The organism is Aeribacillus sp. FSL k6-2211, from assembly GCF_037966125.1.
Taxonomy (GTDB): Bacteria; Bacillota; Bacilli; order Bacillales; family Aeribacillaceae; genus Aeribacillus; species Aeribacillus composti.
Window position 1 is genome coordinate 3,797,637 of record NZ_CP150190.1, and the last position, 19,986, is coordinate 3,817,622.

Here is a 19,986-nt window from a genome sequence, read left to right on the forward strand (position 1 = left end):
AAGTTGGACAGATGACTGGCGCCATACCCAACTACTCTTTCAACAAATGACAGATTTTTCTTCCGTCAAATCCAGCATGCGCAATTTCTGTTACGCTCAGTCCTTTTTCAGCCACTTTCGCACTTCCTCTTCCGCAAGTCCAGTAAGATCGGCAATGTCTTTCGCCGCCATTCCTTTCGCCGACATATGCCGGATCATGTTCTTCCGTTCTTCTTCCCGTCCTTCCTTTAATCCTTCTTCCCGTCCTTGCTTTATCCCTTTTTCCAACCCTTCCTCCATCCCAGCGCGCCGCTCGCCCAGAAGGTTGGACAATTGATCCCGCAGCCATTTCAGCCGCATTTCATATGCGTAGCGATTTTCCGGACTGACGCTTAGCTTCTCCCACTCTTCCAACGCTTCGCGAATTTCTTGCTCGTTCATCGCCAACACCTCCAGTTCATTGAGAATTGTCTCATCAATTTCTCGTTTTCGGGCATCCACCGCCGACAGCATCATCAACCAGGGCCACTCCGAAGATCGTTTGATCTCACGTCTGTATTTCTTCCATTTTACCATAAATTGTGATACATCAATGGCGTGAAATTCAAGATGCGCGCTCCAAAGAAATTGTTCTTCATCCTCTCGGATATGAAAGATGGTGTGGAAGCGATCGGTTTCATGCGGAAAGAGCGGGTAGTTGAGGATGGCAATCATAATCGTGGGCGGAAGTTCGCTGTACCCTTGTCCTTTGAAAAGCGACTGGGAAAAGAGCCTCGCCCAGTAATACAAAATCCGCTCCGGCATATCGTGTTGGTCAATGATTTGAATTTCCACGTTGATCCGCTCGCCTCGGTCGGTCCACACGAGCACATCCAGCCGGTTCATTTTCCCCTCTTCTATCTCTTTTGCCAGCTCCGTGTTTTCAAACTGCACATCAACAATCCGGTCATGGCCTGTCCGATGCAAAACCGCATTCAAAAAAGCGATTGTTATCTGCTTTCGGCTCGGGTGGCCGAACAATTGTTTAAACATAAAGTCCAGTTTTAAATCGAGGTATTCCTTCATAACAGGGATCATCCTTTCGAGGAGAATTTGGAGAGGAATAGAGGTTCATCTAAAGAAAAGCCAAAACCATTGACAGAGTTTTCAGACAAAAAAGAGCCCATCGCCTTTCTAATACGCACTTCTTGACAAATCCCAACCGGCAGCCGTTCTAATGAAAACTTTGCCACCAGATATATCGGGAACATATGTTCTGTTAATGCTATTGTAATATACATGATCTTCTCTTTCAACCACCAACATTTCGACAAATTTCGAACCAGCCAAACACCATTCCAAAAGGGTTAACTCCCACTCCCTTGGAAATAGATCCCAATTGTCTTCTGAAAACAGGAGGATGAGTAAAATTTTCCTCATTTTCCTTAAATGTAAATGGAGGCGGAAATGAAGGCGTCGTCTTTATTGGAATCGATCGAAAGAAAAGACAAGCACTAGCCATGATCCGCGCCTCATCCGGAGAAGATTGTACGAGTTTCATCATAGTCCGCATTCCTTTACTGTATGTCCCGCATTAAAAAAAGGAAAGGGGGAGTGTATGAAAAGAGGTACGAAGACTTGCGGCAAATCAAGACCCACATTGAAGCGCAACAAATAATCCTCCGTGAGATCATTAGAAAAACCACTCGCATTTGGCGAAAAATAAATCTTATGATTCGAATAATTTCGGAAGTGCTGAAAGATGTGCGATGAAGAACCCGGTTACAAAGGAAAAGGCATATATAGATGGCGGAAATCAAATATTTGCACCTGAACAAATGAAATTGAGACGTAAAGAGCAAAGAGCCTTCCTCATAAATCGATTTTCGACTTATAGCTGTCCCCTTTATGGAATAACGTTGAAAGATCATGCAATTCAGTCAAGCCCTAATATTGTGTAAAAGCCGACTCCCAGCTCAGCAAACTTATGCCTGCGAAATAGAACCGCTTTCCGCTCGCTCCTCTTTCCATAAATTATTAGACTCATCATGGAATTCCCCTTTTTGTACAGTCCCTTCAACGGCCAAATCCAAATTATTGTGTAAAATCATACTCCCAGTCTAGCGAACTTAGGCTCCCGGCAAATCAAACCGCTTCCTTTTCACACAAAATTCAGGACTTAATCGCCTCCAACAAGTTTTTTAGCTTTACTTATACAAATTCCAGCCGCAATCAACTAAACGCAACAGGCAAAATTCAACCCACCATTTCATATCCTAAAGGATGAGAAATGGTGGTTTAATATTACTGTGTTGTATACCGCTTCCTTCCATTAAAAAACAAACTCCACTGTCGGATTTTTCGTTACACAATCAATATGGACATCTGCTTTAACCACTCCGCCAAAGGTGTGATTGGAACCGAATGCAACGTGGACGGTATTGTACGCTTTTTCATCTTCCAAAATAACGCCTGTGATTCTTGCTGCATAGTTTGTTCCGATGCCTAACTCGCCTAACAAACGTCCGTTTCCATCCCCGAGCAGCGCCAGTAATTGAGCACCTGTCTCACCTGTGGCATCTACCAACCTCCCCTTTTCAATCGTTAATACAACAGGTTCATCGACTAAACCTATACCTGCAATCGAACCTGTAATTTCAATTTTTCCTACCGCCTGTTCTTCTAATGGAGCTATATACGCCTCACCTGAAGGAAGATTTCCGGATGCCGCTTTTCCGCGGAAAACACCTGTACTTGGTATACCATCTCTGCCTTCAACAGGAATCTTTAATTCATAGCTGTCGCCGGTTTTAATAATAACCATTTTTGCCTTTGTTAATTTTTCCGCTACTTCATTTGTTTCTTTTTCAACAATGCTATAATCTGCACTCATCGCACCATTCAAAAACATATCTTCTGTAATTCCCGGCATGGTAATGACACTAACTCCATGTTGATTGGCCGTTTTCCTTGCAGCAGTATGGGTCAATGAATGTTTCGTTAAACAAAAGACAAGATCAAATTCCAGCATTTTTTCTGCCGTTTCCTGCGGAGGTTCTTCCCCTGATTTACTCCGATCTTCCATTACATGAATTTTCGTTTTCCACCCATCATTTTTTAGAGCCTTTTCAAATTTTCTCCCTAACGATTCCGTACTATTATCCGTTAAAACAAGGATAGATATATTTTTGTCTACTGAAAAATTATTTTTCATTAAATTATGAACGGTTTCTTGAAAACTGCTCATACCTTTTCACTCCTTATTTTGCGTAAAATATATACTTGCCAAAACAAAAATGAAAGCGATGATCGTACCGAAACCGAGTGGTTCATCCAATAAAAAAACACCTAACAGAATCGTGGTAATTGGCATCAAATAGGTAATAAATAAGGCAAAAATGGCGCCGCCGGATTTAATTAAATAAAAATACAACAGATTCCCGATACCCGAATTAAATACGCCTAACATGACAAAATAGAAAAAATTATTTCCACTATTTCCACTAAATAAATATTGATAGCTATCAAGATCAAATAAAAGCATAAAAATACCGGAATAAATACTGCCGACAGCCATTGAAACAAAGGACAATGTGTAGACAGAAACCGAACTCAAAAACTTGCCTGTCAAAATCGAAGACAATGTATAAAAACTGACTGCTACTAACAGAAATATGGCACTCATAACCTGAAATTGCCCAGAAAATCCAAAAACAAAAGATAATACTATACCGATAAAGCCAATGGCGACACCTAATAGTTCTTGTCGATGAACCTTCTGTTTTAATAGAAAAACACTAAATAAAACGCCAAAAATCGGACCTGTTGCATTGATAACCGCACTAATGGTTGTATCTAAACCCTTTTGGCTAAAACTCATAAATACCCATGGAACACCTGCTCTTAACAAGGTAATTCCAATTAAGGCACCCTTATTTTTAAAGTCTGTTTTTTTCTTTTTCAATAGAACGAATGGCAACAAAACCAGACCGCCAAATAAACAACGATAAAAAACAATAGAAACCGCATGAAAATCTGGTAAAAGCAATTTTGTAAAATAAAATGTCGATCCCCAAAGGAGGCTTAATACAAATAAAGCCAATACTGGCATTTCAGATTACATCCTTCCATGCTATAGGAAAACGAAAGCGCCCATTAAGCGATCTGCTTCCAGGCCTAGAGCCGCAGGACTGTGAACAACATCGGTGAAACAGCATCGCATAAAGAAAAAGCGAATGCTTTTTCGGGGAGATAAAAGGCACGATGGGGCTTGTGATCCGATGTTGTCCAAATCGTACGGAGGCGATGGAAACCTCGCTCCTGCTAAAGCACTTCAGCATTTAAGTTCAAAATGTAATTTCTTACTTTAAAAAGAGATCCGGATAGATCCGGATCAACTAAAAGACATATTCTGCAGCAATCCGTGCCACAAGTGTACGTGGAAGAATCACCGGCAAACCGCTCCCTTTTTTCGCTTCAAGTTTATGGGTTTCATTGTACCCCATACAATCCAACACAATTAACTCTGCACCCTGTTCTTTTAAGGATGCAGCCGCTCCGGCGATATCGCTTTCTTCATAAGGAGAAGCGGCTGCCGTTACCAATTCCAGTCCGACGCCCTCCCATTTTTTCGCTAATGAATGCCGCTGCTTTTCTAATGGAACCACTAACCCTAATTTACTGCCGCCCGTCATAATGGCTTGAACTGTATGCACTAAAATTTTATCCGGATAAATGATTGGTTTTGTTGTCACTAATGTTGGAAAATCACCGGTACATAACATAATCACTACTTCCACATCTTGTTCCAATTTGGTCAATTCATCCTGTAATAATGGAAGCAGCTTGCTTTTTCCAATCTCGACTGATTGACCATTGCGGAGTCGGGAAATATAAACTGTGTCCGAACCCTCAGGTTTGATGGCATCCATCGTTTCTTCCGTTAGCCGATCCAATCCGCCTCTTTCCACGATTTCTACATCCGCACCGAAAATTTTTTGAAAGGAAGGAGTGGCATCTGTGCGAGGGGATTGGCCGATTGTTAGTACACCAACCTTAGCCATGATTACTCATCCCCTAAAGTTTGCAAATGTTTCATGGAACCATAGAGTTTCACTAAGCGTTCATATTCTTCTTTATCATAAAATTCAAAGTTGCCTTGAGTATATTCTTTTGCCACTTCAATGCAAAATCTTACAGCTTGGGCAATATCGACTTCATGGCTAGCACCAGTACCGCATCCCGGTACAGCTGTTTTGGCAGTGATAGCGACGCCGACAACCGGTGCATCTGTTGCAACGGCAGGCTGAAGAATGCTATTTAAGTGGTAGACGCCATTGCCGTATGGCGTAATATCTTGCGTTGTGACAGCAAACGTGACTGGTAAATCACCCGTTGTCATTTCCATAATTCGCAGTAAATCATCATTGAATTTTAAAATATATCCTGATTTGACTGTTGGAGAAATCGCAATGCCACGGTGGTTTATCACTTTATTTCCTTTCGTTGTATCAATCGATAAAACGGCGTCCATTTCCGGGACTACTTCATATCGATTCATTGTTAATATATCAACAGGAGAATCCATAAAATCTACAGGTTCATGCGGCCGTGTAGGCGCATCCGGACAAATATGTGTCGTTACATAAACATCACCGGGCAGCCGATCCCCTTTTTCGGACATGATTGCAAGTTTTAAAGCTATTGTTACAGCCGCAGCTGCTCCATCACCGTCGGAAACAAATCCAATCCGATTTGGACGTGCGCCCAAACCGCCAAGTCTTCCGACAACACCCAATGTCGGAGCATGTCCGCCGCTCGATTTCCCATTTGTCCCTTTAATTAATATTTTGACAAAATCTGTTGACCCATTTTCGCCAGTTACTGTTGTGTAGCTTGCTTCCACATATTTTTTTCCTTCAAATAAGCGGACAACCGCTTCTCCATTAACTGAAGCATCATCTAGTAATTCCAAAACTTCCATTGTATATTTTAAAGACATCCCAATCTCTCCTTATACAATTTTTTTATTAATAACAGGTTCAATGGTTTTTAACAAATTGTGGTTATACATGGTTGAGCTTAATTTCAAATTCTCTTTTGGAACGGAAATGACGGCTACTTTCAGTCCCTCTTTCACCTCAGCACTGACAACCGGCATTCCTGTTTCGGCATTGAAAGTCATAATTAAATCAGGAAATGTCCCTTTTCTCTGGCCATTGACTTCGACTGTCATGTACTCATTCCAAAATGTTAATTCCAAGTCATCAACTTTTACAAACCCTACATCAAAACCGCCTTTTTCTTCAAGCTCGCAATAACTAACCGTTCCGGAATGAATAACACGCCCTTTTAAATGGGACGCAACGGCTTCAATTCTTTCCGGTCCCTCCGGTGCTGACAAAAAGACTTCGCCGAGTTCAATTGCTTGAGTAATGCCGCCTACTGCTGCATTTTCTTTTACATAATCAACAGTTACCGGATTTCGGCAAACGGCAACCATTCCGCCCGCTTCTACTGAAATACTTCTGACAATTTTACCGGCTGATTCCAGGGATGATTTTACGACACCTTCCACTTGTCTTTTCCCTTTTCCGCCGGCAAATGACTGGATCGAAACATAACCGTCAACTTCAGACAAATTCATGGAGCCCATCGCCCCTGTTGGATGGGCGCGTCCGTTGCTTGGCGCATCAATAACCGGCAGCCCGGTTGCCGCTGCCTGCAGCCAGCCATTTATCGTTGTTGCTGCCCCATTTTCATTTGTCATAAGCGCTTTAATAGGATGGTGAAACTCCTTTTGCATCCGGTTTACAGTCTCAACAAACTGGTCGGAACTAACAGAAGCTTCCTTAGAAGACGGAGCCCCTACTAATGAAACATTGACTACATAATCGCCGCCCTGTAATTCATCAATTGAAACTAATTCCGGCTGGCCAATGGAAAAAGTAGACTCGGCTTTTTGGAGACCGTCATGAATCCAGCCTCCGCCTCCCCCGCCGAGAATACAGCCGCCGTAAACGGCTTTTTTCGCATCTTCCATCGTTAATGTTTTTCTAACCATTCTATCACCTCATTATTTCGCTTTAAACACGGATGAGAAGAAACTATATAATGCATCGCCGGCAATAAATCCAGCTGCGGTCGTATACATCTTATTTTCAGCTTCAGATCCTATAAATTTGATAACAAGAACGCGAATTATTAAACCGACAATAACAGCCCATCCTGCTAAAGGATTCATAATAAGCAACCCAGTAGCCAGCATAATGCCCAATTGTCTTTCCGTACCGCCAATCAGCTGAATGATCACCCCGGGAATGGCCCATAAGAGCAACATAAGACCAACATTCCCGCTTAATCCAGACTTAATGGTGGATGCATATACATGATCAACCGGCGGAACTAAGCCTTGTCCAAAAAAGTTCTTGGAAAATAGGGCAACCATCACAATCGCGATAATGAACCCGATAAATGCACTTTTCAATTGTATTTTCCGTCCATATAATTCTTGTTCAACGGAAACGCCAGTCCGAATGATGTTGCCGGATTTCAAATCATATCCAAAATCTGCAAAAGCAGGTCCTGTTGCTGCTGTAAAACCGGTCAGCAATGCTAATGCAACTGGCGGGAAGCCGAGTATCATGCCGATTAACAATGAAATAAGTGTTACCGCAAATGCCGGGAACCAACCGGAGTGCATAGCCGCAATCCCGACTATAATTTCATGCACTAATGCAGCAAAAGCAGCAAATATAATGAAAAGAATCAATTGACCAAATGGCATTTCAGTAATGAGCCCGCCCATGACGGCAATTAGAATAGCGATTCCTAAGTAAAGCAGGAATCCAAAACCAAAACCTTTTTTAATATCGTCAGCACCGCGGGTATATTCGTATCCGCTTGTGTCTGTAACTTTTCCACCTTGTTTTCTCGTTTTCGTAAAAGTAATGATAAACTGAATAAGAGCTACGAGACCTGCGCCGATCATCATGCCATGTGGGATATAATAGTCTCCTAAATTCAAGCCAAACAACGGTTGCGAGTATCCGTTAAGTAATAAACCAATACCGAACATGCTCAAAGCCCAAAAATTCCCGATGAATGCAACACCAAAGGCCGACATGGAAATGCCGAAGTGGGATCCAACTAATCCGCCAAGAATCCCCAATCCAAGATATTTTGCCTTTTTACCGCCTTCATCACCGGCTTTCAAAGCTTCGGCCGTTGCAACACCTGGAGGCCATACTTCGTTTGCCCCGAAAAGTTTCGTATCGAAAACTTTATAAAGGATAAGGGCATCGGTTAAAAGCGCCAATCCGGCTCCGATTAACATTGGGATAATAAGGTCCGGCAAGCCCATTACAAATGGAAGTCCAATTGGTATTAATAAACTATTGGCAGCCCCAAAAGTGGCAGCTGAAATGGATGTCTGAACTAAATTTTGATTTTCCAACGACTTAAATTGTTCAAAAATTTTAATTGGAATTCTCGCAAATAACATGGCGATTAATGCGCCAATAATGGATGTATTTGGCGTAATACCGAGCGTTGTAATTAGTTGCATCCCGATAATGGCGCCAAAAATAGAAATAAGAACAGAAAAAATAAAAAAGGTTAAATTGAATGTCCTATTTTGCATCTTTATGACCCCTTTTTAATTAATTGATAACCAATCCCTTGCGCCTCCACTAAATCGATAACAGGTACGGAAATTTTTCCGTTTAAATAATCTTTAAGTCCAATAGTGGAAAAACCTGTACAAGCAAACAGGATACAATCGGCGCCAGAGTTGATGACATCCTTTACTACTTCTAATAATTCATCTTTTGCCGTGGAAGCGAATAAATCGGTTGTTTTTCTAAGAGAAGGATGATAGGAGTATGAATGGAATTTCCTTCCCAATTCCTCTTTCATTCGTGCTGGAGGTGCGTCGGTAATGCCAATGATGCCAATACGGTTTCCTACCATACTTGCAGCATGCGCCCCACAACCCCCCGCGCCTAAAACCGGCAAATCAATTTCATTTCTTGCTTCATCCAAGCCTGGATCTGCAGCACAACTAATGGTAATGGCATCAATGTTCGGTTTTTCCGCCAATTCTTTAGCTAACTCAACGATTTTGGGTATGGCTTTTTTCTCCGATTCATCATCGTATATTCCATTAGGTTGCGATGGAATACAGCGTGTGACCGATTCTATGGAAAAATATTCTTTCAATTTCTTCCCGTGTTCATTTAAAATTTTTTCATCATCAGTTGTTAAAACACGAATAATTCCTAACAATTCAACCACCTCTATCGGATTTTTCACCATTATAAATTTTTCAACTATTTCTATAAATGCAAAAAGAGTGAAATCATTTTCTTTCTGAATTATCCATATTGTGCATTGTTGATCTTTACGCAAATGATCTATTTGATAAAAAAAGAGTCTCATCACCATATTCTGTGATGTTCACACAATTCCGGCAATAAGTTAGCGAGATTGATACTCAATCTAGAGTAGCTCCTTCGTCAGCTTGCAGACCACTAAGTGGGTAGAATGGAAGAGGTCAAGCGCTTTCCTTGACGGATTCCATTCTACCAACTACAATGCGGAAAGCTGATGAAGGGCATGGTTAAGCAACCTGATTTTTATAAGTTTTACCTGTACATTCCAAAAATACACGTAGCCGAAATCTTTCAAGGTTTCTGAAGCCAAAAGCACGTCTTTTGATGTTCTTACTCTTATGGTTTGTACCTTCAATCCGGCCATTCGTAAAAGGGGTAAGAAAATATTGTAAAATTTGTGCCTTCCAATTTTCTATCGTCTTGGCAACTTGATGAAATGAAGGAAATGGGCTGCTCCATGCGAGTTGAATCCATTCTTCTAAGAGTGAATCAGCTGTATCATAGTCATTCACTTGGTATATTTTTCTAAATAGTTCTTTTAGAAAATAGGCATATGACAATTCTGAATGCTCTTTGAGCATCTCGTCTAATTGTTGTTTTTCATTAGCCGTTAACTTTTCAGAACCTTTCAAGAGTTTAAACCGTCCCTTTTTTAGTCCAGGAGTTTTCTTTCTAACTTGGTCAAGTGCATGTGTCACCTTTTGCACCACATGATATTTATCAATGACGATACAGGCCTCTGGGAATATAGATTTAACAGCTTTATGGAAGGGATCCCACATATCCATAACAACGGTATGAACGCATTTATCAGACAGAATCTTCTTGGCAAGTAAGATCTGAGTTGAACGATAACTCCGTTGATGTTCCATACCAAGCACACTCCCGGATTGGGTATCCATAAGAACTGTTTCATATCGGTGACCCTTTCGGACAGCGATCTCATCAAGGCTAAGGATTAATTCATTGTCTTCTAAAACACTTTCAAGAGTTTCTAAATGCTCCTTCTCTTTTTCTTTAGCAACGGAATAAAATATTCTCTCAACGGTTGTATAAGGTATTTTTTCCTTTCGACTCACTTCTTGGATAGTAGAGCCAATGCACATTTCGTACAGATATTCTCTGTACCGATTGGTCTGATGCTTATTAGGACGGATACATTCAAATGTTTGTGAAAATCCCTCATTACAGTTGTGACAACGGTATCTATACACTCTGACAAATAAGAAAAGGGGCTTACCTAATACGGACAAGTCACGAACCTTTCTTGTCCGCCAGTCATGGGCATGACTAGAAAAAAAACCGCAGTAAGAACAGCGTTCTTCTGTAGTATTTTTCTCAACATGTAACAAACTGCAATCTTCAAGAAACACTTGTTTAACAACTTCAAATTCTGGCAAATCTAGTGATACGGAAAACACTTTAGAACCTCCTGTTATGTTAAGTCACGCTAACATTATTGCCAGGAATTCGTGAGTGTTTTCCTTATTTTTTGGGTTAAATCACAAAATGTGGTGATGAATCTTTTTTTCTTAAAGTACAAATACTGTCCATGTCTTGATGATAATGTAATAGTGTTATCACTCAATATTACTAAATTGAGGATGAAAAAATGACTAATCAGAAACCATTCCGAAGTAAAAGTTTTTATTTAAAGGATTTTTATTCCATTATTTCTGTACCCTAATTTTATGCATTGTACCTTATTACATCTTTTTTGTGTTTAATTCCATATAGTAACATATATTTAGTTTCTAAAATTGAAATTTTTTGTCGGAATGGAGGATTTTCATGGACGAGCAACAATCAAAATCGCTTCGAATTTTGTCATTATATGAACGTCTTTGCCAAGGAGATACGATTTCGAAAAAGGAAGAAGCGGTTCGTTTTGGTGTGAATGAAAAAACAATTCAGCGTGATATTGATGAATTGCGTACATACATCGCCAATAATTTTGAAGCATCAATGGTATTAGAATATGATCGGAAGAAAAATGGCTACGTATTAAGACGAAATGAAAACATTTGGTTAACGAATGAAGAAATACTCGTTTTAGCAAAAGTATTACTGGAAAGCAGGGCATTTCAAAAAGCAGAAATGGATCAGTTATTGGATAAACTCATTTTGCAATCACAGCCTGAAAATCGACGATTTATCCAAGAAGTGATTCGCAACGAGCGCTTTCATTATGTCCCGGTGCAACATAATCAATCGCTGATAAACATGATTTGGGATTTAAGTTATGCGGTACGAACGAAGCGAGTGACAATTATCGATTATCAAAAGGAAGGAAATGATTCTCCTGTTAAAAGAAAGCTCAAGCCTGTTGGAATCGTTTTCTCTGAATATTATTTTTATTTAGTAGCGTTTCTCATAGACTACGATTTTAGTTTTCCGACAATTTATCGAATGGATCGAATTGTCGATTACTGTATTACTGATGAGCGTTTTAAAGTTGACTATAAAAATCGATTTGAAGAAGGAGAATTTCGAAAGCGAGTCCAGTTTATGTATGCAGGTGAACTAATGAAAATTACGTTCCGTTTTTGGGGACCTTCCTTACAAGCTATTTTAGATCGATTACCGACTGCAAAGATTATTGCAAAAGATGAACAATCCGTCACAATTGAAGCAGAAGTTTACGGCCGTGGCATTAAAATGTGGCTTTTAAGCCAAGCGCAATATTTAAAGTGTTAAAACCTGAAGAATTTCGGAATGAAATGAGAGAAACGATAGAAAAAATGTTGAAGAACTATAAATAAGAATAAATATACACATCGTTATTTAAAAGTAATTTTGTCGAAATTTATCGTTTTTTTGTAGATTTTATCCTAAAAAATTATAGTAAAATATACCTGCAAATTTTTAATTATCAAAAGCCTGTTTATAAATCTAAAAAACATCTGTATTTTCTACTCAATTCTTTAACTATGATTATAATTATTCGCTAGGAGGGCAACACAGTGACAAAAGAAAAAATAAAAACTCTAGAAGTGCTAGATGAAAAAACGAAAAAAGTATACACGCGCGTGTTAATAGCCTTCATAAAAGAACAGGGAGAATTACATCCAAAGCAACTTTCTGATTTATATTTATTTATGTCCCAAATTGGACTGAGTTCTGAATCACGGCATGACCTTCGTGCTTTTCTGAGCAATGATTCAAACGTATCTTTTGTTGATGTACTTCATTGTTTGATGAGTGAGATGCAAACGTTAAATAGTGAAGAACAAGAAGCAATGAAATTTTCAATTATTAAAGATTTAGCACGTTTAATAAAAGCAGCAAATTATAACCCTCGTTTGGATAACAATCTAATAATTACAGCTGAAAAGTTTTATCCTGAAAAGGCTGAAGAAATTCTAGCACTTGTTATTAAATCTATAGATAACGACGAAAAATTTCTTAAAGATGAGATTTCCATAAGTGAATTTGAAAAGAGGACTAAAGATTTAGCTTCAAAAGCCGCAGCAGTAGGGGTTCCCATTGCAGCTGTATATTTTTCTGGAAGCGTTGTTGGATTAAGTGCAGCTGGCATTACTTCAGGCTTAGCGGCGCTTGGATTTGGTGGATTGTTAGGTCTCAGTTCAATGATTACTGGAATTGGGACAGTTGTCATTTTAGGAGTCATGGCTTACAAAGGAGTTCGTTGGATACTTGGCAAGAACGAACGTGAGTTACGGAACAAACGTGAAAAGCTAATCCAAGACATATTAAAAACACATCAAAAAGCAATAAATATACTTATAGAAGATATTAATGAACTTGCAAATAAATTGGAACAATACATGAGTCAATCCAATCGGAATGAAGAACTGCTTGAAAAATTGAAACGTGAGCTTGAGATATTTAAAGCTGCACTTAATTCTTTAGAAGAAAGGAAAGAGCAATTTGAAATTTAACAAATATGAGCGTATTGTAGCATACCAGAGACTTGAACTTCTTGATTTGAGACGGTTATTTTCCGAAGTTGAAGTCGATTTGCAAGATTATTTATCTCGTGAACAACGAATTAATATAGAAGCAAATATAATTCAAGATGAATTATCTAGTATAAGACAACGCCTAGAAGCATTAGGTGTCGATTTCAATAAATTCGAAACGTCTACATCACCTAGTGTGAAAAGTATACATATCCCTGTAAAAACGTACCGAAAAATTGAATCTACGGATTTTAATAATGATTTCAATCGTTTATTACAACTGGCTGATCAACGGTTGAGTGATGCCGGCATCGATTTAAAACGAGATCCTTTATTACAAATTATCAGCCAAAATGAATTAAAACAGAGTCAAGATGATTACTTAAAAAATTTCGGAAATATCGAATGGACAAAATCTGACTACCTTATTGTTTTGATTGCTGGGCTTGTTGCAACCCTTCTTGATATTTTTTTAGTGAAAATTCCAACTGATACTAACTTTTTAGGTAATATGCAAGAAGGTTCTCCAATCACAAAGTGGATTAAGGAGAAATCTTCAGAAATTCACAAATCATTTTTTGAGGATTTGGAAAAGAAAGCGAAAGTGGTCTTTGATGCTTCAACTGACGTTTCTCTTGATCAAGAAGTTGCCGGTTTAAATCCACATTTTCATCGACTTATGAGTTTTGGGCACGATCCCATTCTTGGTTTTATTTTTGGAGTTATTGATGTTATGAAAGGAACCGGGACATTTGTAGATAAGTATGGAAATCTTATTGTTGCTAAAAATAATGGATACTCACCGGAAAGTAATTTTTTCATCGCAATCATTAAAGTATTTCTTCATTTACTTTCTGATATTTTTACAAAGGCAGGGATTCAACCGCCGTTTTTCACACTTGTTCAGCTTATTAAAGCTAAATCTCCATTTGTACTTGGTCCTTCTGGTGAAAAGGTTAGTTGGACCGATGTTGCTCGCTATATGTACAAGCATGGATATGATTTTCGTCATTTTTTAACTACGGGCATTGTACCAGCATCAGTTGATATTATTATCCGTTTATACTGGTACGCTTCAAAAATGTTTTCTGATGATCCAGAAACCCACTTTCCAAAAGCAAAGCTAGCATCTTTGTTAATGCTGGGTCACTCTATTGCTTTATCTGGAAATTTTATAAAAACAGGGTTGATTTACCATATGAATCCCCTTGCACTTAATTGGTCACAAATTCTTCGCATGGTTCCAATCGTTATTTCTTATATAAAAGAAAAAATTGAGAGAGATAAGAAGATACGTAAATCTATAGATAAGGAATGGATATTATTGTATAAGGGGATCTAGGCTATGGTTATTCAATGACAAGGAAATGTTTTAAAAATAAAAAACGAAAAAGCAATTGTAAGAAATATCCAAATAGCGAAATCGTGATAGAAAATGTCAATAATATCACCAAAAACATCTAAAGTTACATTCTCATTAGCCCCCTAATGAATTTGGACACTCGATAAGGTGTTTTTTATAATCGAAGTGACCAATGAAGGGGACTTTTGATGTACATGAAACGAAGAAAACATTCGAAGGAATTTAAGCTACAAGTAGTGAAAGAAGCATTAGAAGTTGGAAATAAAGCATTGGTAGCTAGAAGATACGAGCTTAGCCCGAATCTCGTGCAAAGATGGGTGAAGGCATACGAAGAAGGACAGCTAGGACAAGAAACAGTTACCCATTCCTCTTCAGCTGAAATCAAAAGGCTGGAGGAAGAAAATGAACAGCTCAAGAAGCTATTAGGGGAAAAAGATTTAGAAATCGCGATTTTGCGTGATTTGATAAAAAAGAAGAACCCTCACTTACTGAAAAATTGGAAGTAGCCGAGCAGTGGAGCGAGAAAGGATATCCGATTACAAAAGTATTGGAGATTCTAGAAATGAATCGCTCAACCTACTATTTTTACGGAAATGAAAGAGTTTTATAAAAATATTTTTAATCGAGTAGGAGGGAGCGATTAACTCCCGTCCTCTCACACCACCGTACGTACGGTTCCGTATACGGCGGTTCAATTAAGATAATTGACGCAAGTCTTTATAACTTCCGTGAATAGCTGTTCTCTTTATGCCAGTGGTCACTCCACCCTCCAAGAGATCTCCCACGGGATTCACCGCTTCCTCCCTCAAGTGAGGTACTACGTTTTCTGTGTTCATCATGACTCACTGAATGCCAAGGGCTATTCTCTCTTAATTGTTCGGTCCTTCTTAGTTGTTCTAGACCAACTAATACTATGACCTCTGCTGACTTCTGACTGTTCAGCTATCTATCACTAGATAGGTTACCAAGGTTACTTGGCGTGCCAGCCAGACCTCCCCGGGTAAGAGTGTAATCTTTCCTTCCATCCATCTGCTTCATTTACTCTGTATCACCTTCGGCAGAAAGGGCTTTGTTTTGTCTTGCAAACTCACCCAGTGATACCTAGCCTCATATGAAGTTCGTGTTCCGAGAGACCCAAAGTTTGCCGCTCGCTTCCTTCAGATTCCGCGTCACCACGGACACCCTTGCGTTAAGCTAACTGCTACTTCTGCCTTCGCAGCTCGGGACTTTCACCCTATAGATTACACCCATGCCGGGCGCACAAGTAGAACCACATAATGCATAATGAAGGAATATTTTCATCTAATTTCAAGATATATCGTTAATTTCTTTGTTTCATTACTAAATATATCCTCTCCTATCTTTTGATAGGGGAGCTTTGTTTTGCGTGCTTATGGTTTTAATTTCCAAGGACTTTTTATTGTTTTTCGTATCATTGAGGTATTTCCTTTAAAAATCAAACAACTATTTTTTAACACTGATATCTATCCCGCTCCTATTATTTTTACCAAAGGGAGCGGGATTTTTTGTTCTATCACTATTGTTATATTTTTGATAGGAAAGAAAAGGAGAGGGAGAAGTTTAAATCCATTCTTTGCAGAAAAGCCATCAAATCAAAAATCACTTCCTGCAGCAAGAACTACCCCTAACCCCAAAAAAGTAAAAAACGCGTAAGGTTCGCTCCGATAAAACTCACGAATAGAGAACAGAACGCGTACTGTTGCGTAAAGATAAACAAATATAACTGTTGTAATGCCGGCAATTGTTCCAACTGATATAACTCCTGCAACAAAATTTTGTCCGACTGCATGAAACGTAAATTTGTAAATACCTTGATATTTCAAAAATTTTTAATTAAAATTTAATTGTAAATATTGTATATTATGTATATGGTGTATATGTAATACATATACAGTTAAAAGAGGTTTTTCTATGAAAATAATACTTAAAAACAGTTCCGAACAACCTTTATACCAACAAATAAAAGATCAAATTAAGGGTGCCATTCTCCGTCAAGAATTAAAAGAAGGAGAAAAACTACCTTCCATTCGTTCACTAGCAAATGATTTGCATGTTAGTGTTCTTACAACGAAAAGAGTATATGAAGAGTTAGAGAAAGAAGGCTTTATTATAACTATTGTAGGAAAGGGGTCATTTGTAGCGTCTGAAAACATGGAAATGTTATTGGAATCTAAAAGGCATCTGGTGGAAAAAAAGCTCTCAGAAGTGTGGCAAATGGCTAGAACTCTTGGAATAAATAAAGAAGAACTTTACTCAATGATGGATATCATTTTTGAAGAGGATGATGAATGATGAAAGCCGTTTTAGAGGTAAATAACTTAAAAAAAGAGTTAGGTAGTTTCAGCTTAGAACAATTAACTTTTTCACTAAAGGAAGGCTGCATAACAGGATTCATCGGTGTAAATGGTTCTGGGAAAACAACAACAATTAAAACCATTCTTGGACTTTATCCCAAAGATGACGGTAGCATTAAATTTTTTGGTAAAGATATGGAAAAAAATGAATGCGAAATAAAAAATCGCATTGGTGTAGTTTTAGACGAAGGCTATTTTTATGAAGAGATGACATTGAAAGAAATGAAGAGTATTATTGCCCCAGCATATACGAATTGGGATGAATCTGTTTTCTTAAACTACATAAATCGTTTCAATTTAAAATTAAACCAGAAAATTGCCACTTTATCGAAAGGTATGCGTATGAAATTTGCTATTACTTTAGCTCTATCTCACCATGCGGATTTATTAATAATGGATGAACCAACAAGTGGGCTTGATCCATTAATTCGTAATGAGTTAATGGAAATACTTTTAGATTTCATGGAGGAAGAGGGGAAAAGTGTTTTCTTTTCTACTCATATTACGTCTGATTTAGAGAAAGTAGCTGATATGCTTATTTTAATCGACAATGGCAAAATCGTATTCAATGAAAGTAAAGACGAACTATTAGAAAGACACGCTTTGATAAAAGGGGATAATCGTTTAATAAATGAACACTCGACTAAATTATTTTTAAGATTACGTCAAACACCATTTGGATTCGAAGGAATTACCAATAAAGTAGATCAAGTATGTGAGCAAATGAAAGATATTATTATAGAAAGACCCTCCATTGAAGATGTAATGTTGGCTTATGTAAAGGAGAGATAAAATTGTTGCTTCATCTCGTTAAAAAAGATTTAATTTTAGCAAAAAAGTATCTATTGGTTATGCTTATTTTTGCAATTGTAGCACCTATATTTAACAATTCAAAATTAGGATTAAGTAACGGCAGCTTTATAAGTTTTCTTACTACTGTTTTATTTGTGGAATATATTTTGTTTAATATGATTTCGTTTCAAGAGGATAAATATAAAGGGGCAGCCCTTCTTTGTACAACTCCATATACTCGAAATGGTGTTATTAAAGCAAAATACGTATTTATTCTCGTCATTTTTATTGCGTGCTTTCTTTTATATAATCTTGCTGCAGCAATTGGTGCATCATATGGGTTAACACGGTTAAGTATTTATAGTGTAGGAGTAGCTCTTCTTATTATTTCTATTTTTTTCGGTTTATTAATTCCTGTTCAAACTAAATTTGGGTATGAAAAAACAAAATATATCTTTTTTATTACGGTCTTTTTAACTCCATTTATACTGCCAACTATTATTGAATGGTATCAATCTATTGATATTAATATCAATTTTAACTTACCAATACCTCAATCTATAAAGGATTGGATACCTTTTGCTATAGCTGTTTTAATGGGATTAATTTCAATGATTATATCAATCCGAATCTATTCAAGGAAAAACTTATAATCATTTTTTGAGGTGAATATGAATGAAAATAATCATATTTTTATTTCGTCTCATCACCATATTCTGTGATGTTCACACAATTCCGGAAATAAGTTAGCGAGATTGATACTCAATCTAGAGTAGCTCCTTCGTCAGCTTGCAGACCACTAAGTGGGTAGAATGGAAGAGGTCAAGCGCTTTCCTTGACGGATTCCATTCTACCCACTACAATGCGGAAAGCTGATGAAGGGCATGGTTAAGCAACCTGATTTTTATAAGTTTTACCTGTACATTCCAAAAATACACGTAGCCGAAATCTTTCAAGGTTTCTGAAGCCAAAAGCACGTCTTTTGATGTTCTTACTCTTATGGTTTGTACCTTCAATCCGGCCATTCGTAAAAGGGGTAAGAAAATATTGTAAAATTTGTGCCTTCCAATTTTCTATCGTCTTGGCAACTTGATGAAATGAAGGAAATGGGCTGCTCCATGCGAGTTGAATCCATTCTTCTAAGAGTGAATCAGCTGTATCATAGTCATTCACTTGGTATATTTTTCTAAATAGTTCTTTTAGAAAATAGGCATATGACAATTCTGAATGCTCTTTGAGCATCTCGTCTAATTGTTGTTTTTCATTAGCCGTTAACTTTTCAGAACCTTTCAAGAGTTTAAACCGTCCCTTTTTTAGTCCAGGAGTTTTCTTTCTAACTTGGTCAAGTGCATGTGTCACCTTTTGCACCACATGATATTTATCAATGACGATACAGGCCTCTGGGAATATAGATTTAACAGCTTTATGGAAGGGATCCCACATATCCATAACAACGGTATGAACGCATTTATCAGACAGAATCTTCTTGGCAAGTAAGATCTGAGTTGAACGATAACTCCGTTGATGTTCCATACCAAGCACACTCCCGGATTGGGTATCCATAAGAACTGTTTCATATCGGTGACCCTTTCGGACAGCGATCTCATCAAGGCTAAGGATTAATTCATTGTCTTCTAAAACACTTTCAAGAGTTTCTACATGCTCCTTCTCTTTTTCTTTAGCAACGGAATAAAATATTCTCTCAACGGTTGTATAAGGTATTTTTTCCTTTCGACTCACTTCTTGGATAGTAGAGCCAATGCACATTTCGTACAGATATTCTCTGTACCGATTGGTCTGATGCTTATTAGGACGGATACATTCAAATGTTTGTGAAAATCCCTCATTACAGTTGTGACAACGGTATCTATACACTCTGACAAATAAGAAAAGGGGCTTACCTAATACGGACAAGTCACGAACCTTTCTTGTCCGCCAGTCATGGGCATGACTAGAAAAAAAACCGCAGTAAGAACAGCGTTCTTCTGTAGTATTTTTCTCAACATGTAACAAACTGCAATCTTCAAGAAACACTTGTTTAACAACTTCAAATTCTGGCAAATCTAGTGATACGGAAAACACTTTAGAACCTCCTGTTATGTTAAGTCACGCTAACATTATTGCCAGGAATTCGTGAGTGTTTTCCTTATTTTTTGGGTTAAATCACAAAATGTGGTGATGAA

The 19,986-nt window shown here is 38.1% G+C and carries 18 protein-coding genes and 2 pseudogenes; 8 read left to right on the forward strand and 12 right to left on the reverse strand.

Going from position 1 to position 19,986, the window contains the following annotated elements:
- Positions 1 to 96: 96 nt before the first annotated feature.
- From NSU19_RS18185 to NSU19_RS18230, 10 genes are all read right to left on the reverse strand, one after another.
- Entirely contained in the window at positions 97 to 1,044 is a 948-nt protein-coding gene (locus NSU19_RS18185) for an Rpn family recombination-promoting nuclease/putative transposase (protein ID WP_339197863.1), read from the reverse strand.
- A gap of 108 nt (positions 1,045 to 1,152) precedes the next feature.
- Entirely contained in the window at positions 1,153 to 1,320 is a 168-nt protein-coding gene (locus tag NSU19_RS18190) for a hypothetical protein (protein WP_339197866.1), read from the reverse strand.
- 970 nt (positions 1,321 to 2,290) lie between these two features.
- A complete protein-coding gene (locus tag NSU19_RS18195) occupies positions 2,291 to 3,205 on the reverse strand; it encodes an aminopeptidase (protein WP_339197869.1) in 915 nt (304 codons plus the stop codon).
- A gap of 6 nt (positions 3,206 to 3,211) precedes the next feature.
- Positions 3,212 to 4,069 (reverse strand): DMT family transporter, encoded by an 858-nt coding sequence (locus NSU19_RS18200; protein ID WP_339197872.1) that lies wholly within the window; start codon positions 4,067 to 4,069, stop codon positions 3,212 to 3,214.
- A gap of 286 nt (positions 4,070 to 4,355) precedes the next feature.
- Positions 4,356 to 5,021 carry an AroM family protein gene (locus NSU19_RS18205; RefSeq protein ID WP_339197875.1) on the reverse strand — a complete coding sequence of 222 codons (666 nt, stop codon included), beginning with the start codon at positions 5,019 to 5,021 and terminating at the stop codon, positions 4,356 to 4,358.
- 2 nt (positions 5,022 to 5,023) lie between these two features.
- Complete coding sequence (locus tag NSU19_RS18210) at positions 5,024 to 5,959, reverse strand: DUF1177 domain-containing protein (protein ID WP_339194183.1); 936 nt, start codon at positions 5,957 to 5,959, stop codon at positions 5,024 to 5,026.
- Between the two features lie 12 nt (positions 5,960 to 5,971).
- On the reverse strand, positions 5,972 to 7,021 hold the full coding sequence (locus NSU19_RS18215; protein WP_339197878.1) for a DUF917 family protein: 1,050 nt from the start codon (positions 7,019 to 7,021) through the stop codon (positions 5,972 to 5,974).
- A gap of 12 nt (positions 7,022 to 7,033) precedes the next feature.
- Entirely contained in the window at positions 7,034 to 8,599 is a 1,566-nt protein-coding gene (locus tag NSU19_RS18220) for an OPT/YSL family transporter (RefSeq protein ID WP_339194185.1), read from the reverse strand.
- Between the two features lie 2 nt (positions 8,600 to 8,601).
- Positions 8,602 to 9,243, reverse strand: coding sequence for an aspartate/glutamate racemase family protein (locus NSU19_RS18225; RefSeq protein WP_339194187.1), 642 nt, complete (start codon positions 9,241 to 9,243; stop codon positions 8,602 to 8,604).
- Positions 9,244 to 9,577: 334 nt separating this feature from the next.
- Positions 9,578 to 10,771, reverse strand: coding sequence for an ISL3 family transposase (locus NSU19_RS18230; RefSeq protein ID WP_339197880.1), 1,194 nt, complete (start codon positions 10,769 to 10,771; stop codon positions 9,578 to 9,580).
- A 370-nt stretch (positions 10,772 to 11,141) separates the two neighbouring features.
- On the opposite strand from NSU19_RS18230, the pseudogene NSU19_RS18235 reads away from it, so the two are divergent.
- The 5 genes and pseudogenes from NSU19_RS18235 (at position 11,142) to NSU19_RS18255 (ending at position 16,310) form a co-directional block, all read left to right on the forward strand.
- Positions 11,142 to 12,112 (forward strand): annotated as a pseudogene (locus tag NSU19_RS18235) (WYL domain-containing protein).
- A 201-nt stretch (positions 12,113 to 12,313) separates the two neighbouring features.
- Positions 12,314 to 13,252, forward strand: a complete 939-nt coding sequence (locus tag NSU19_RS18240) for a hypothetical protein (protein WP_339197883.1) — start codon at positions 12,314 to 12,316, stop codon at positions 13,250 to 13,252.
- The gene (locus NSU19_RS18245) at positions 13,242 to 14,615 is read left to right on the forward strand and encodes a hypothetical protein (protein WP_094245847.1); all 1,374 of its coding nucleotides are present in this window, start codon (positions 13,242 to 13,244) and stop codon (positions 14,613 to 14,615) included. The genes NSU19_RS18240 and NSU19_RS18245 overlap by 11 nt, the downstream gene beginning before the upstream one ends.
- Before the next feature lie 209 nt (positions 14,616 to 14,824).
- Positions 14,825 to 15,142 carry a transposase gene (locus tag NSU19_RS18250; protein ID WP_232515537.1) on the forward strand — a complete coding sequence of 106 codons (318 nt, stop codon included), beginning with the start codon at positions 14,825 to 14,827 and terminating at the stop codon, positions 15,140 to 15,142.
- Between the two features lie 877 nt (positions 15,143 to 16,019).
- A complete protein-coding gene (locus NSU19_RS18255; RefSeq protein ID WP_339200065.1) occupies positions 16,020 to 16,310 on the forward strand; it encodes a hypothetical protein in 291 nt (96 codons plus the stop codon).
- On the opposite strand, the pseudogene NSU19_RS18260 reads toward NSU19_RS18255, so the two are convergent.
- Positions 16,304 to 16,447: pseudogene (locus NSU19_RS18260) on the reverse strand (amino acid permease); the annotation flags it as partial. The gene NSU19_RS18255 and the pseudogene NSU19_RS18260 sit on opposite strands and share 7 nt — an antisense overlap.
- Positions 16,448 to 16,568: 121 nt before the next feature.
- On the opposite strand from NSU19_RS18260, the gene NSU19_RS18265 reads away from it, so the two are divergent.
- The 3 genes from NSU19_RS18265 to NSU19_RS18275 are packed head-to-tail and all read left to right on the forward strand — an operon-like array spanning position 16,569 to position 18,456.
- On the forward strand, positions 16,569 to 16,949 hold the full coding sequence (locus tag NSU19_RS18265; RefSeq protein WP_066251550.1) for a GntR family transcriptional regulator: 381 nt from the start codon (positions 16,569 to 16,571) through the stop codon (positions 16,947 to 16,949).
- The gene (locus NSU19_RS18270; RefSeq protein WP_066251558.1) at positions 16,949 to 17,803 is read left to right on the forward strand and encodes an ABC transporter ATP-binding protein; all 855 of its coding nucleotides are present in this window, start codon (positions 16,949 to 16,951) and stop codon (positions 17,801 to 17,803) included. Before NSU19_RS18265 ends, NSU19_RS18270 begins: the two co-directional genes overlap by 1 nt.
- Before the next feature lie 2 nt (positions 17,804 to 17,805).
- Positions 17,806 to 18,456 carry an ABC-2 transporter permease gene (locus NSU19_RS18275; protein WP_339192839.1) on the forward strand — a complete coding sequence of 217 codons (651 nt, stop codon included), beginning with the start codon at positions 17,806 to 17,808 and terminating at the stop codon, positions 18,454 to 18,456.
- A 235-nt stretch (positions 18,457 to 18,691) separates the two neighbouring features.
- On the opposite strand, the gene NSU19_RS18280 is transcribed toward NSU19_RS18275, so the two are convergent.
- Entirely contained in the window at positions 18,692 to 19,885 is a 1,194-nt protein-coding gene (locus tag NSU19_RS18280) for an ISL3 family transposase (protein WP_339197888.1), read from the reverse strand.
- Positions 19,886 to 19,986 lie beyond the last annotated feature (101 nt).

Excerpts from the sequence above, each read along its gene's own strand:
- NSU19_RS18220 (WP_339194185.1), bottom strand. The coding sequence starts at position 8,599 with ATGCAAAATAGGACATTCAATTTAACCTTTTTTATTTTTTCTGTTCTT.
- NSU19_RS18250 (WP_232515537.1), top strand. The coding sequence starts at position 14,825 with ATGTACATGAAACGAAGAAAACATTCGAAGGAATTTAAGCTACAAGTA.
- NSU19_RS18185 (WP_339197863.1), bottom strand. The coding sequence starts at position 1,044 with ATGAAGGAATACCTCGATTTAAAACTGGACTTTATGTTTAAACAATTG.
- NSU19_RS18210 (WP_339194183.1), bottom strand. The coding sequence starts at position 5,959 with ATGTCTTTAAAATATACAATGGAAGTTTTGGAATTACTAGATGATGCT.
- NSU19_RS18200 (WP_339197872.1), bottom strand. The coding sequence starts at position 4,069 with ATGCCAGTATTGGCTTTATTTGTATTAAGCCTCCTTTGGGGATCGACA.
- NSU19_RS18205 (WP_339197875.1), bottom strand. The coding sequence starts at position 5,021 with ATGGCTAAGGTTGGTGTACTAACAATCGGCCAATCCCCTCGCACAGAT.
- NSU19_RS18195 (WP_339197869.1), bottom strand. The coding sequence starts at position 3,205 with ATGAGCAGTTTTCAAGAAACCGTTCATAATTTAATGAAAAATAATTTT.
- NSU19_RS18215 (WP_339197878.1), bottom strand. The coding sequence starts at position 7,021 with ATGGTTAGAAAAACATTAACGATGGAAGATGCGAAAAAAGCCGTTTAC.
- NSU19_RS18270 (WP_066251558.1), top strand. The coding sequence starts at position 16,949 with ATGAAAGCCGTTTTAGAGGTAAATAACTTAAAAAAAGAGTTAGGTAGT.
- NSU19_RS18265 (WP_066251550.1), top strand. The coding sequence starts at position 16,569 with ATGAAAATAATACTTAAAAACAGTTCCGAACAACCTTTATACCAACAA.